This window comes from Gluconobacter cadivus, assembly GCF_015244745.1.
GTDB lineage: Bacteria > Pseudomonadota > Alphaproteobacteria > Acetobacterales > Acetobacteraceae > Gluconobacter > Gluconobacter cadivus.
Genome location: NZ_JABCQI010000001.1, coordinates 399588 through 412293 on the forward strand (window position 1 = coordinate 399588; position 12706 = coordinate 412293).

The following is a 12706-nucleotide window of genomic DNA, read 5'->3' on the forward strand; positions in this document are numbered from 1 at the left end:
GGGGAAGCGCAGGATACGGATGTCCTTCGCTTCTCCTTCGACCGAACGTCGATCGACAGACGCTCTGTTCCCTTCCACAAAAAAGGCGACGCTGATGAACCCGCTTCAGATTCACCTCATTACCGCCGAAGCCACAGACACGTCTGCCATCGTCAAGGGACATGTCAGCGGAGGCGTCGTCGGCGGACAGTCCGGTACAGTCGGAATGGTTCATGGACGCACTGACACCATTCTCTCCACGCATATCTTTTATGAAAACCGGGCCTATACGCTCAGTCAGGTTAACGGGAAGCTTCCGATCCGGGCTGGAGACAGGCTGCTTGTCCTGTGTCGCAAGACAAAGACCGGGGAATGGGGTGTTCTGTCCGTCCTGAACCTGAGCAACGGGACGTCCTATCGTCATAGTAGCGGGGCTATCGCGATCTATCTGTGGGCGGCGGCTTTTCTATCGCTTTTCACCATATTTTTCGGGGTCGGGCTCGTCCTGGCCCCGCTCATGCTCTATCTAGCGGGGAAATTCACGTTTGTGACCATGCCACAGATTCAGGCCGCCAATGCCCGTCTGACCATGATCGAAGCCCTCCCGCCCGAGGCCCGTGACGCTTCGATTGCTGACTTCAACACATCGCCGCCGACCTCTATAGCCCGTACACCCGCCGATATTCTGGCCGGGCGTCACAGGACCTGAGGGGCACACGCAGGACCCGTCGGCTCTCAGCGTTTGCGGATCTGCGCGGCCATTGGTGAAGGCTGGATGCCGTAAGTAATGATTGTTCCGGAAGGGGCGCGCTCGAACTCCGCGGCTTTCGTATAGAAATCCGACATTGGAAAGAATGGAAAGTGCCAGTCCCGGATACAGGCTGCTGTGACGAGCAGGAGCGCCGAGACTCCCGCGCCCCTCACCGCAGGACGCGGCGTTTTGGCAAGAACAAAGAATGACCCGAGCAGGGTCAGCATCGCGAAGATGTAATACCGATCGCTCCAGCCGGAATACTGCATGACATGCCACTGGGGCTGATCAATGGACACCTGAGGATGGGCCAGGGCCGCCGCAAACGTCAGCCCGGAAGCAAGAAGCGCCTCACGGAAAATCGCGGGACCCCGCAGACAGGCATAGATCAGGGCGGCGATCCCCAGAATACAGAGTACAACCGCCGGACTGCGATGCTGCCACCACAATGCCGACCCCGCCACATCCGCAGCGGCATGCTGTCCGAACAAAAGGCCGATCTCGATATTGAGGGCGATGATGCGCATCCCCGTGATGAGCGAGGCGCCAAGTTCGGTGCCGACCCGCTGATGCGCCTTATGCAGATAGGTCAGCGCCTGCAACCCGACGCACAGAGTAACGAACGCCAGTCGTATCAGATGTGAACGATCTCGGACCGCCGCAACCCGGAGCAGAGCGATCGGAAACAGGAAGACGCAGAACGGCCCTGTCAGCCCCGACAGCAGCAGGACTGCACCGTCGAACAGGCGCTGCCCCCAGCCCTGTGGCGGCGTGCTCTGGAGAACCAGAAACGCCAGAATGGCGAGGTGCCACTGTGAGTTGGTAAGATTGACCTGCACTTCGTAGGAATTGGGCAGTGCGACCATAAACAGCGCGAACAGCAGACGCGACGTCCTTTCTGGCCATGCCTGATCGAGACGTCCGGTGAGCAGGAACAGAGGTGGCGCGAGTTGCACCAGAAAGGCCACAAACGCAAAAAGGGTCGGAGCCAGATGGAACGGCAGACCCTGCGCCAGAAGGCCGATCAGGCGGGGGAAGGTCTGGAGATATCCCGTCTCCGGATTGAGCAGGCTGGCCAGACCCTGCTCATAGGCCTGCGGGTACCAGACCCATGAATCTTCTCCCCAGAACTGCGCCATCAGCAGTGCGCCCGGATGTCTCAGGAACAGGGCCACTGCGAAGAGCAGTCCCCAAAGCACCATCTGACGCACGGACATCCCACCCTGCGGGATCGTGAGAGCACGCAGATACTCAGTCCTCATCGTCTTCCATCCCTGGATCGCGTTCATTCCGATGCACCCAGGCGGACATGAGCAGGCCAAAGCCGAACATCATCGTCAGCATCGCCGAACCGCCATAGGAAATCAGCGGCAGCGGCACGCCACCGACGGGGATGGCGCCCATAACCATCGACAAGTTTACGGCGCAGTACAGGAAAAAATCCATCGCAATGCCCAGACCCAGCAGCCGCCCGAACTGGTTGCGGCTGCGGATCGCAATGAGCATTCCGCCCATGACGAGCGTTGCAAGCAGCGTAATGACGGCGATGCCGCCGACAAAACCCCATTCTTCCCCGATCATGGTGAAGATGAAGTCCGTCTGTTTTTCCGGCAGGAAGTTCAGCTGTCCCTGACTGCCATGCAAATATCCCTCGCCCCACATGCCGCCCGAACCAAGGGCGATTTTGGACTGGATGATGTTGTAGCCCGCGCCGAGCGGATCATGTTCGGGATGCAGGAAGGTGTCGATCCGGGCTTTCTGGTAGTCATGCAGATGGCTGTAGATCAGCTTTCCCATGAAAGGCAGCGGCGCCACGAGCAGCAGGATTTGCCACAGCCGCATTCCTGCCGCGAAGAACATCGTCGCCCCGATGACGCCGATGATGGTGGCCGTGCCGAGATTGGGTTCCTTGAGCACCAGCAGGACCGGCAGCAATGTCAGGAGCGCTGGCGGGATCAGGCGCAGCGGATTGCCCATCCGCTCGTTGCCGATGCGGTGAAACCACGTCGCCAGCATCAGGACGAGGCCGATCTTGGCGAATTCGGAGGGCTGGAACTGCATCCCCGCCAGATTGATCCAGCGCTCCGCCCCCTTCCCCACATGCCCCATCCGCAACACAAGGGCGAGCAGCGTGACCGAAAGCAGATAGACCGGAACCGCCGCCATCCGCAGAACGCGCGGACTGACGAGCGAGACCGCAATCATCATGACAAGGCCGAAGCCGAACCGCACCATCTGCGGCCCGGCGAACGGCTTGGCCGACCCACCACCTGCGGAATAGAGGGCAATATAGCCTACGCCCGCCAGCACACAGACCAGCAGGACATACAGCCAGTTGACCTGCAACAAACGCGCCATGGGCCTGAAATCAGGCTCGGCACGCAGGAGGCGGCGGTCGGATTTGAGAAAGCCGAACGTGTTCAGGCCGTTGCGTTTCATTGCGTCGCTCCCCGCTCCGGCTGATCGTCTTCAACGGGACTATCCGTGGGAGCAGAAGCGCTGGCTTCAGCCGGGACGGACGGCGTTTGTGCCGCCGCAGGGGGTTGCGGAGCGACAGGTCGGACGTCACTGGCCGGATCGCGCAGCAGAGTATCGGTCATGATGAGTTTGGCGAGCGGAGCGGCTTCGTCCGCGCCCGCATTGCCATGTTCCACCACCACCGCGACGGCATATTTCGGATTATCGTACGGCGCAAAGCAGATGAACAGCGCGTGCGGGCGATATTCCCAAGGCAGGTTCATGGAGTTGAAGTGTCCGGATTCACGCAGTGCCCGCGACACACGCCGGACCTGCGCCGAGCCTGTCTTTCCAGCCATCTGGACCCCCGGCAGGTCCAGCCGTGCCTTAGGGGCCGTGCCGTGCTGATCGTTGACGACTGCAAACATGCCGCCACGCACGACATCCAGAAATTCCGGCGGCAGATCGACCTTTGGCACATCGTCCGTGGAAGCCATTGTGGAAATCTGGTCATTGGTCGCCCGCAGCAGATGCGGCTGAACATTGCGGCCCGAAGCGATGCGGGAGGTATAGGTCGCAAGCTCCAGCGGCGTGACCTGCACGAAGCCCTGCCCGATGCCGGCATTGACCGTATCGCCGCCATTCCAGTGAAAGCCGTGCTTCTGGCGCCATTCCGGTGTCGGGATCACACCGGACCGGACATGGGGCAGTTCGATATCCGGCCTGACACCCAGACCCATCAGGTTGCCGACGGCCTTGATCGGGTCCATGCCGCAACGACGCGCCACTTCGTAGAAATAGACGTCACAGGAATATTTCAGACCCTCGCGCATGTTGATCATGCCGTGGCCCCAGCGGTTCCAGCAATGGAAACGCACGCCACCCAGATCGTAATATCCGGGGCAGTTGAAACGGTCCTGCGCCGTAACGGAACCGGATTTAAGGGCTGCGAGCGCCACGGCGGGCTTGAAGGTCGAGCCGGGCGGATAAAGACCAGACACGGCCTTGTCCACGAGCGGCGTACGCGGATCACTGGCCCATTCGTTCCATTGGGCATGACTTACGCCTGAATCGAACAGGGACGGATCGAAAGACGGGGTGCTGACCATCGCCATCACCTCACCGTTCCGACAGTCCATGACGACCGCACTCGCCACACGGTCTTCAAGACGATCCAGCACTTGCTGCTGCAGGACGGAATCCAGCGTCAGGCGCACGTCCTCGCCCTGCTGCCCTTCCACGCGGTCGATCTCGCCAATGACGCGCCCGACCGCGTTGACTTCCATCTCAACGGAACCCGGTTCGCCACGCAGCGAGGCTTCCTGCGTCTGCTCGATCCCGGCGCGACCGACGCGCATCCCCGGAAGCGAGAGCGTCGTGTCCTTCGCCACGTCCTCTTCGTTCGGAGGCGCAACATAACCCACGATATGGGCGGTCAGTCCTTTGAACGGATAAAGCCGCGTCGAGCCGACATCGACCAGTACACCCGGCAAAGAGGGCGCATTCAGTTCGATCCGGGCCATGTCGTCCCAGGACAGGAATTCATGCAGCGTGACAGGGACGTATTTATGGACGTGTCGCAGATCACGCTCGATACGCGCGCGGTCATGCTCGTCCAAAGGCACGATCTGGGAAAAACGCTCGATAACGGCCGGGATGTCGGTCGTTTCTTCCGGCATCAGCAGCGCGCGCCAGCTCACCTTGTTGTCCGCAAGCGCCACGCCGAAACGGTCATGGACCGTGCCGCGGGCAGGCGCGAGAAGACGTTTGCTGGTGCGGTTACGCTCGGCAAGCTGGCGCAGATGGCCGCCATCCACGACCTGAAGATTGTACAGTCGCCGCCCGAGCACACCCAGAACCCCGGCCTGCACGGCCATGACCAGCAGAGCGCGGCGCGTGAAAACGCCGCGCCCCGAACGCACAGGCTCAGCCTGACGTTTCTGGCGTATCCGCGAGCGGAAAGGGGTGTTTCGGGAAAACATCAGGGCAGGAATTCAGATCCGGAAAAGAAAACAGCCTTCGACGCGGCACGCAGAAGGACGCTGTCAGGCCTGATCGGGATTGGCAAATGTGCGGCGTCCCCAGACGAACAGCGCGGTCAGGCTGGGATAGATACCGATTGTCAGCGCCGCCTGAAAGAGGCCAGGTGCGGGAGAGAGGAGTGCCACGGCGTGCAGACACACCAGCGCCCACTGAAAGAAGGAGGCGATTATAGCAAAAATACTGAAAATCAGCCACCCTATGAGAAATCCCAGGCGCGACAGGCCATAACGCCAGTGATGCGCCACGCCGTAAATCACCAGAAGCGACAGCAGCACCGTTCCCGGCGGCCCGAAGCTGAAAATTTCCACGACCAGCCCACACAGAAAGACCGCCAGTGCGGGCATGGAGCGGGGGCGGCTATGGGCCCAGAACCAGACCGTACACATCGCAATCCCGAATTGAAGCTGTGCCTGTCCGGGGATTCCAAACGGCGCGGACAGCAGGATGGCGGAGAACATGATGAACAACGACGGCATCGCCGCCCGGATGGACATGTCGAGCGCGCGGCGGAAAGTCTGTTTGGGTTCGACTGCGGAATGCAGATGGGGCGTGGAGTTCTCGGCGACCATGCGCTTACTGCCCTCCCCGTCCCGGCATATCCGGCAGGTTGGGCAGCCATGAAAATGGCAACGGCCCGATAAGCGGATTCTGCGGCAGCTTCTTTACCCGCACACGGCCCGGCGCATCCGGTGCTTGCGAATCGTCGTCGCCATAATCAAACACGCGCACGATATCGAGACGGTCCAGATCCGCATCCGGCACCACAACCGGGCGGTTCGGTGCGCTGTAATGCACCGTACCGACCGGCAGTCCGGCAGGCATCGTGCTCTGGCCCCGCGTCTCAACGCGCTCGCCTTCAACGGGATGATGGTCCTGCGGATAGAAAATCAGACGCGGCGCGGCGGTATCGTCACCGGCCATGATCGCATCCCCATGCGAGGAGGCCAGCGTGACGGGAATACGGCTGGCGTCGTCATTGATCATCAGAACACGGACCGTATGGGGGCCGACTTCCGTCACACGGCCCAGCAATCCGGCTGCATCCAGCGCGACATCCCCGATCCGGACCTGATGGCCACTGCCCACATCCAGCAGAACCGCCCGCGAATAGGGGCCGCCATCATCGCGGGTGACGCGCCCCGTCACGTACTGGGGAACTGTCTGCGGGATCCAGTGCAGGCTGTTTTTCAGACGGCCATTTTCCGCCGCCAGCGCAACCGCCACATCGTACCAGTGTCGCAGGGCGCGGTTTTCGTCCCGAAGACGAGAATTCTCTTTGGCAAGATCGGTCGCGCCGCGCAGATCCGTCAGCCAGACCATCGCACGTTCCTGCGGCCAGACCAGCCCATGATAGGCCGGGGCCATGAAATCCGTCGCCATCAGTCGCACGCCGTCAACGGCCGGACGACGGACCAGCCCCAGAAGGACAAGCCCGACCGCCAGCAGGATCAGGAGAGGCAGGATGGCCTTTGCAAGCACCTGCCGGGCATGGATGGACAGCATCCGGCGTCAGCCAGTCCTCAGTACATGCTGCTCAGAACACTACGCAGACGACGCATTTCCTCAAGCGCCCGCCCCGTTCCGAGCGCGACACACGACAGCGCGTTTTCCGCAACCGTGACCGGCAGGCCCGTGTAAAGGCGCAGCACCTCGTCCAGACGATACAGAAGCGCACCACCACCCGAGAGAACGATGCCCTTGTCCACGATATCGGCAGCCAGTTCGGGCGGCGTGTTCTCAAGCGCGGTCGTCACGGCATCGACGATCTGCATCACGGGTTCGGCCAGACTCTCGGCGATCTGGGCCTGACTGACGACCACTTCGCGCGGCACGCCATTAATAAGGTCGCGCCCCTTGATCTCCGTCAGCGGACCGTCGGGGTTGGCAGGATCGTCCGGCATCATGGCGGAGCCGAGTTCGATCTTGATCCGCTCAGCCGAGCTTTCGCCGACCAGAAGATTATAGGTCTTGCGAATATAGGAGATGATGGCTTCGTCCATCTTGTCTCCGCCCACACGCGCGGAACGAGCATAGACAATGCCGCCGAGGGAAATGACCGCAACTTCCGTCGTGCCACCGCCGATATCCACGATCATGCTGCCCGAAGGCTCCGTGACCGGCAGGCCCGCGCCAATAGCTGCCGCCATGGGCTCCTCAATCAGCATGACCTTGCGTGCGCCCGCGCTCTCTGCGCTTTCCTGGATGGCGCGACGTTCGACCGCCGTGGCGCCGGAAGGCACGCAGATAATAATCTGCGGGCTGGCGAAAGCGCGGCGGTTGTGAACCTTGCGGATGAAATGCTTGATCATTTCTTCCGCGACTTCAAAGTCCGCAATCACACCATCGCGCAGCGGACGGATGGCCGTGATGTTTCCCGGGGTCCGGCCGACCATCTGCTTGGCTTCATTGCCAACCGCAAGAACCTGTTTCTTGCCACGCACTTCGGCGATCGCCACAACGGAGGGCTCATCGAGGACAATGCCGCGACCCTTGACATAAACGAGCGTGTTGGCAGTGCCGAGGTCGATGGCCATGTCGGCAGACATGAGACCCAGCAGACGAGAAAACATCCAAAACTCCTGGCGCGGCTCTGTGCGGGTGACAGATGGCGGATCGTGATTGCGGGGCGGTTCCCCGCGGGTGGACTTAACCAGACGCGGCAGGTTCAGCAAGGCCCGGAGTGTCAATATAATGCGCGCGACGGGATCGGGGCGTCCAGATCCCATTTTTCAGATCCCATCCGGGGACATGGAAAAAAATAATCGTGCGCCCCGATCCTGCCACCCTTCTGTCACGTTATATGTGTCTAGAAGTGCGAAACCGTTCCTTCCGAACCGATCACCGGATGACGGACCGGAACGTCAAACAGGATGATTTGTCATGAAAACCCTTACAACACCCCGCTTTCTGGCAGCTCTGGCTCTCTGTGGCGTCGCTCTCACCGGCTGCGGCAGCCCGTATGACAGCGGATCCCGTGCCGGGTCCGGCGCCCTGATCGGTGCAGGTGGTGGTGCAGCAATCGGCGCGCTGGCCGGTGGCGGACGCGGTGCGCTCATCGGTGCGCTGGCTGGTGGCGGCACGGGGGCCGCAGTTGGTGCCGCAACGACACCTAACCGCCCACGCAACGGATATTGAGCTATAAGCAGCGCTCACTCCGTGAGAGACGATCAAGGATTCGGACTATGAGGACCGCTTTTTCCCATACTGGCCTGCGCTGCACGGCGTTGGTCGGAGCATTTGCCACGATCATGGCTCTGGGTGGATGTGAAGGGAATTACAACCCTGGCTCCCGCGCACTGGGAGGCGGCCTTTTAGGCGGCGGAACAGGTGCGGCGATCGGCGCTCTGGCGGGCGGCGGTCGTGGCGCAGCGATCGGTGCTCTGGCAGGCGGCGTTCTGGGTGCCGGTGCAGGTGCGATCACCACACCCAACCGCCCCAGTTCCCAGAGCGGCTATGGCCAGCAGCAGGGTTATTACAACAATCAGCAGGGTGCTTACCCGCAGCAGCAGGGTCAGTACATGCAGCCGCAGTACCAGTGTCCGCCGAACACGAACTGCCAGCAGTCGCAATATCCCAATAGCTACCCAAACAATACCTACCCGCCCAATAGCGGATATTCCCAGCAGGGTGGCTATCAGCAGCAACCCCCGGCCCAGAGCTATCCGGGCAATTACGGCTACTGAGCCGTAACACCCCGCCCCATCGACCTCAGATCATTCTCAGGCCGATAATGGCCAGAAGGATGCCCAGAAACCATCTCTGTGCATCCTCTGGCAGCCGTCCTGCCAGAAGCGTTCCCAACAGAATGCCAGGAATGGACCCCATCAGCAGTTCTACAAGCACGACGGAATCGACCGCGCCCTGAAGCCAGTGTCCGCCACCGGCCAGAAGCGCCAGCGGGACGGCATGTGCGATATCCGTCGCCACCAGTTCGCGCGTACTGACACGCGGATAAAGCACCGTCAGCGCGGCCATGCCGATTGCCCCGGCCCCGACGGATGACAGCGTGACCAGCGTTCCGAGAACGACCCCCAGAACGACCGTCAGCACATCAACCGTCTGCGGACGCAGCGTACCGGCATTGGCAGACCATTTCTGAAGCCACGGCTTGAACAGAATGGCAGGCACCGTCAGCAGGAGTGCTACGCCCAGCACTTCGGTGATGAGTTTCGAGATGAACGGGCTCGGACCGTAGTGACGCAGGAAGATAAGACACAGCAGACCGGCCGGAAGACTTCCCGCCATCTGAAGAAGAACGATCCTCCATCGTACAACACCGTGATGGCGATTGAGCGCCGTCCCGAAGATCTTGGTGATGGCCGCATAAAGCAGATCGGTGCCGACCGCCGATTGCGGTTTGACGCCGAAAAGCAGGATCAGCAGAGGGGTCATCAGGGACCCACCACCCACGCCGGTCATTCCAACCAGAAAGCCTACCAGCAGTCCTGAAAGCGTATAGAGCCATGAATGCGGCATGAGGGTTCCTTATCCGGCCAGATAAGAAAACCATACCGATCGTATTATGTTTGTCCACTGCTTATATAAACTATATTATATAGTTGATACGTGTAACAGACAAAAAAAACGGGCATGCAGAGATCCTCTGCATGCCCGGTGACTGAAGCCGAACCGTTTCGGTTGGATCAGGACAGAGCTTCCGGCTCCCGACGCTCGCGCTTGGTCAGGAGCTTGTTCAGTGCATGAATATAAGCACGGACAGCGGACACCACCGTATCGGCATCAGCCCCCTGCCCGTCCACGAGCTTGCCGTTTTCCTGCAAACGCACGGTCGTGCGCGCCTGCGCATCCGTGCCTTCCGTGACGTTCGCCACCGAGAACAGCGCCAGTTCGGCTGTGTGCGGGAACGCTTCACCAATGGCGCGGAAAGCGGCATCGACCGGGCCGTTACCACTGACCGCAGCGTACTGAATGGCGCCGTCCACGCTGATTTCGAGCTTGGCCTGAGACTTCTGCTTCGTCCCGGAAGCCAGTTCCAACGAGATCAGGTGGACCCGCTCATGATCGCGGCTCTCGTCATCGACAAGGGCGCGGATATCGTCGTCGAACACGACTTTCTTGCTGTCAGCCAGATCCTTGAAACGCGCAAAAGCAGCGTTCAGAGCCTCGTCTTCCAGCGGCGGGTAGCCGAGCTGCGCCAGCTTGTCGCGGAACGCCGCGCGGCCGGAATGCTTGCCCATGACCAGCGAGGTCTTGTTCCAGCCCACGCTCTCCGGCGTCATGATTTCGTAGGTCGCAGCGTTTTTCAGGATGCCGTCCTGATGGATGCCGCTTTCATGCGCGAATGCATTGCGCCCGACGATGGCCTTGTTCGGCTGCACGTCAAAGCCCGTGATCGTGGCCAGCATGCGCGACATGCCCAGCAGCTTCGTCGTCTCGATGCCGGTCGTCTTGCCGTACTGGTCGTGACGGGTCCGCAGGGCCATGACGATTTCTTCAAGCGCTGCATTGCCCGCGCGTTCGCCAATGCCGTTGATCGTGCATTCGATCTGACGGGCGCCACCCTCGACGGAGGCCAGCGTGTTGGCGACGCCGAGGCCCAGATCATTGTGGTTATGGGCGGAGAAAATTACCTGATCCGCACCCGGAACGCGCTCGCGCAGCATGGTGAAGATCGCGCGCATTTCTTCCGGCGTAGCAAAACCGACCGTATCGGGGATGTTAATCGTGTTCGCGCCATTGCGGATCGCCATTTCGACGCAGCGACACAGGAAGTCGGGATCGGTCCGCGAGCCGTCCTCGGCCGACCATTCCACGTCATCCGTGTACTGACGGGCCTTCTGGTTGCCGGACGCGATGATGTCCAGAACTGTTTCCGGCTCCATCCGCAGCTTGTACTTCATGTGCAGCGGAGACGTGGAAATGAAGTTGTGGATGCGCGGGCGCTCGGCCTTTTTCAGCGCCTCGCCACAGGATTCGATATCGCGCTTGCCACCACTGCGGGCCAGACCGCAGATCACCGAACCACGAACGTCCTCGGCAATCCGGCGCACACTCTCGAAATCGCCTTCGGACGCCACGGGGAACCCGGCTTCAATCACATCCACGCCCAGAGCGCTCAGCGCATGAGCCATGCGGAGCTTTTCTTCGAGGTTCATCGAAAAGCCGGGGGACTGTTCGCCGTCGCGCAGCGTGGTGTCGAAAATGATGACGCGGTCGTCGGCGATGGTGCCGAAAGACGGGTGATGGAAAGTCATGATTGTGATCGTCTCGTCTGGTTCAGGGTGGCTTTCGGTCTGTTATCCCCTGAACGCAACGGAGCGCTGTCCGCCTAGAATAAGGCGTTCAGGGGCCGATAAGTCGAAGCGAGAGGATCGAAAGAAACGTCATGGCTGCGTTAAATGACCGATTCTTGCGCCATGCGCAACCCGCATGATCATAAAGTCTCCCCCGCGCACAAAGCGGGTCAGCCGGTCATGACACCGGAATGCGTTGCGAAATAACGGTCTATGGCGGTTTTCATGGCACTGGCGACCTGTGTGCGATGCACGGCCTGACGCAGGGCGGCTTCATCAAGCCGGTTCGACATGAAGCCCATCTCGACCAGCACCGATGGAATTTCGGAAGATTTCAAAACCACGAACGCCGCATGACGTGACGGATGGGTCAGGAGGCCGATCCTGTTCCGGAACGAATTGACCACACTGGCTGCCATATGGGCCGACCCCCGACGCGTTTCTTCCGAAACGAGGCTCGCGAGAATCTGCTGCACATCGGGCGACATTCCATGAAAGGCCGGTCCGGCAAAGCGATCGGCACTGTTCTCCGTCCGTGCAAGGGATGCTGTCTGCGCGTCCGACGCCCCGCCTGAAAGTGTGTAAACACTCGCGCCCCGCACATCTCTGTCATGCAGGGCATCGGCATGCATGGAAATAAAGAGATGCGCTTGATGCCGTTGTGCCAGTTCGACACGTCCTTCAAGCGGAATGAACCGGTCTTCGGAACGGGTCATGGCAACACGGTACTGACCCGAAGCCAGAAGCTGGCGGCTCAGTTCTAACGCTGCGGCTTCGGCAATATGCTTTTCATAGGTACCGGAAACCCCGATGGCGCCAGGGTCTTTGCCGCCATGTCCGGGGTCCAGCATCACGAGAGGTTTCGGGGGCGGAGCCCCACGATGCACAGCGGGAGCGTGCAGCTTTGCGTGAACCGGGTGACGTCCGAAGGCTGTCAGAGGCGTCAGCAGAGACACTCCCGAAAGACCGCCGAAAGCCAATATGCGTCGCGTCAGCATCCCTTGTTTCCCGGTTGCAGCGGTGAATGACGAAACAACCATACAGCACGAAACCCTGTCAGGAACATGGCAGAAGGCTTAGGCCGACATCGCCCCACGCAGAAATGAAAAATGCCGCCTCTACCCCGGACTTGCCACAGACAGCAGTTTCGGTCATCCTGCGCGACAGGGACCTGTAAAGCGCGGTCCGACCGGATACGGGCCTTAACCTTTCCCGTGCCGCT

Annotated in this window: 12 protein-coding genes; 3 read left to right on the forward strand and 9 right to left on the reverse strand. The window is 60.8% G+C overall.

Annotated features, from left to right (window positions below):
* Positions 1–19 precede the first annotated feature (19 nt).
* Positions 20–688 carry a hypothetical protein gene (locus HKD28_RS01840; protein ID WP_194266624.1) on the forward strand — a complete coding sequence of 223 codons (669 nt, stop codon included), beginning with the start codon at positions 20–22 and terminating at the stop codon, positions 686–688.
* A gap of 26 nt (positions 689–714) precedes the next feature.
* On the opposite strand, the gene HKD28_RS01845 is transcribed toward HKD28_RS01840, so the two are convergent.
* The 6 genes from HKD28_RS01845 to HKD28_RS01870 all read right to left on the reverse strand — a co-directional run bounded on the left by HKD28_RS01845 (position 715) and on the right by HKD28_RS01870 (position 7800).
* Positions 715–1992 carry a hypothetical protein gene (locus HKD28_RS01845; protein ID WP_194266625.1) on the reverse strand — a complete coding sequence of 426 codons (1278 nt, stop codon included), beginning with the start codon at positions 1990–1992 and terminating at the stop codon, positions 715–717.
* On the reverse strand, positions 1982–3169 hold the full coding sequence (gene rodA, locus HKD28_RS01850; RefSeq protein ID WP_194266626.1) for a rod shape-determining protein RodA: 1188 nt from the start codon (positions 3167–3169) through the stop codon (positions 1982–1984). Before rodA ends, HKD28_RS01845 begins: the two co-directional genes overlap by 11 nt.
* Positions 3166–5169 (reverse strand): penicillin-binding protein 2, encoded by a 2004-nt coding sequence (mrdA, locus tag HKD28_RS01855; RefSeq protein ID WP_194266627.1) that lies wholly within the window; start codon positions 5167–5169, stop codon positions 3166–3168. The genes rodA and mrdA overlap by 4 nt, the downstream gene beginning before the upstream one ends.
* A 63-nt stretch (positions 5170–5232) precedes the next feature.
* A complete protein-coding gene (locus HKD28_RS01860; protein ID WP_194266628.1) occupies positions 5233–5799 on the reverse strand; it encodes a hypothetical protein in 567 nt (188 codons plus the stop codon).
* Between the two features lie 4 nt (positions 5800–5803).
* Positions 5804–6733, reverse strand: coding sequence for a rod shape-determining protein MreC (mreC, locus tag HKD28_RS01865; RefSeq protein ID WP_194266629.1), 930 nt, complete (start codon positions 6731–6733; stop codon positions 5804–5806).
* Between the two features lie 17 nt (positions 6734–6750).
* Positions 6751–7800: a rod shape-determining protein gene (locus tag HKD28_RS01870; RefSeq protein WP_062033912.1), complete on the reverse strand. Its 1050-nt coding sequence runs from the start codon at positions 7798–7800 to the stop codon at positions 6751–6753.
* Between the two features lie 310 nt (positions 7801–8110).
* Between HKD28_RS01870 and HKD28_RS01875 the strand changes: the two genes are divergently transcribed.
* Both HKD28_RS01875 and HKD28_RS01880 read left to right on the forward strand, forming a co-directional pair.
* Positions 8111–8365 (forward strand): YMGG-like glycine zipper-containing protein, encoded by a 255-nt coding sequence (locus tag HKD28_RS01875; RefSeq protein ID WP_062110705.1) that lies wholly within the window; start codon positions 8111–8113, stop codon positions 8363–8365.
* A gap of 47 nt (positions 8366–8412) precedes the next feature.
* Positions 8413–8913, forward strand: a complete 501-nt coding sequence (locus HKD28_RS01880) for a hypothetical protein (RefSeq protein WP_194266630.1) — start codon at positions 8413–8415, stop codon at positions 8911–8913.
* Positions 8914–8938: 25 nt separating this feature from the next.
* On the opposite strand, the gene HKD28_RS01885 is transcribed toward HKD28_RS01880, so the two are convergent.
* From HKD28_RS01885 to HKD28_RS01895, 3 genes are all read right to left on the reverse strand, one after another.
* Positions 8939–9706 (reverse strand): sulfite exporter TauE/SafE family protein, encoded by a 768-nt coding sequence (locus HKD28_RS01885; RefSeq protein ID WP_194266631.1) that lies wholly within the window; start codon positions 9704–9706, stop codon positions 8939–8941.
* A 167-nt stretch (positions 9707–9873) separates the two neighbouring features.
* Positions 9874–11445 carry a 2-isopropylmalate synthase gene (locus HKD28_RS01890; protein ID WP_194266632.1) on the reverse strand — a complete coding sequence of 524 codons (1572 nt, stop codon included), beginning with the start codon at positions 11443–11445 and terminating at the stop codon, positions 9874–9876.
* Between the two features lie 209 nt (positions 11446–11654).
* On the reverse strand, positions 11655–12482 hold the full coding sequence (locus HKD28_RS01895; RefSeq protein ID WP_194266633.1) for an N-acetylmuramoyl-L-alanine amidase family protein: 828 nt from the start codon (positions 12480–12482) through the stop codon (positions 11655–11657).
* Positions 12483–12706 lie beyond the last annotated feature (224 nt).

Coding starts and splice junctions, on each gene's coding strand:
- HKD28_RS01840 (WP_194266624.1), top strand. CDS start 20: ATGTCCTTCGCTTCTCCTTCGACCGAACGTCGATCGACAGACGCTCTG.
- HKD28_RS01845 (WP_194266625.1), bottom strand. CDS start 1,992: ATGAGGACTGAGTATCTGCGTGCTCTCACGATCCCGCAGGGTGGGATG.
- rodA (WP_194266626.1), bottom strand. CDS start 3,169: ATGAAACGCAACGGCCTGAACACGTTCGGCTTTCTCAAATCCGACCGC.
- mrdA (WP_194266627.1), bottom strand. CDS start 5,169: ATGTTTTCCCGAAACACCCCTTTCCGCTCGCGGATACGCCAGAAACGT.
- HKD28_RS01860 (WP_194266628.1), bottom strand. CDS start 5,799: ATGGTCGCCGAGAACTCCACGCCCCATCTGCATTCCGCAGTCGAACCC.
- mreC (WP_194266629.1), bottom strand. CDS start 6,733: ATGCTGTCCATCCATGCCCGGCAGGTGCTTGCAAAGGCCATCCTGCCT.
- HKD28_RS01870 (WP_062033912.1), bottom strand. CDS start 7,800: ATGTTTTCTCGTCTGCTGGGTCTCATGTCTGCCGACATGGCCATCGAC.
- HKD28_RS01875 (WP_062110705.1), top strand. CDS start 8,111: ATGAAAACCCTTACAACACCCCGCTTTCTGGCAGCTCTGGCTCTCTGT.
- HKD28_RS01880 (WP_194266630.1), top strand. CDS start 8,413: ATGAGGACCGCTTTTTCCCATACTGGCCTGCGCTGCACGGCGTTGGTC.
- HKD28_RS01885 (WP_194266631.1), bottom strand. CDS start 9,706: ATGCCGCATTCATGGCTCTATACGCTTTCAGGACTGCTGGTAGGCTTT.
- HKD28_RS01890 (WP_194266632.1), bottom strand. CDS start 11,445: ATGACTTTCCATCACCCGTCTTTCGGCACCATCGCCGACGACCGCGTC.
- HKD28_RS01895 (WP_194266633.1), bottom strand. CDS start 12,482: ATGCTGACGCGACGCATATTGGCTTTCGGCGGTCTTTCGGGAGTGTCT.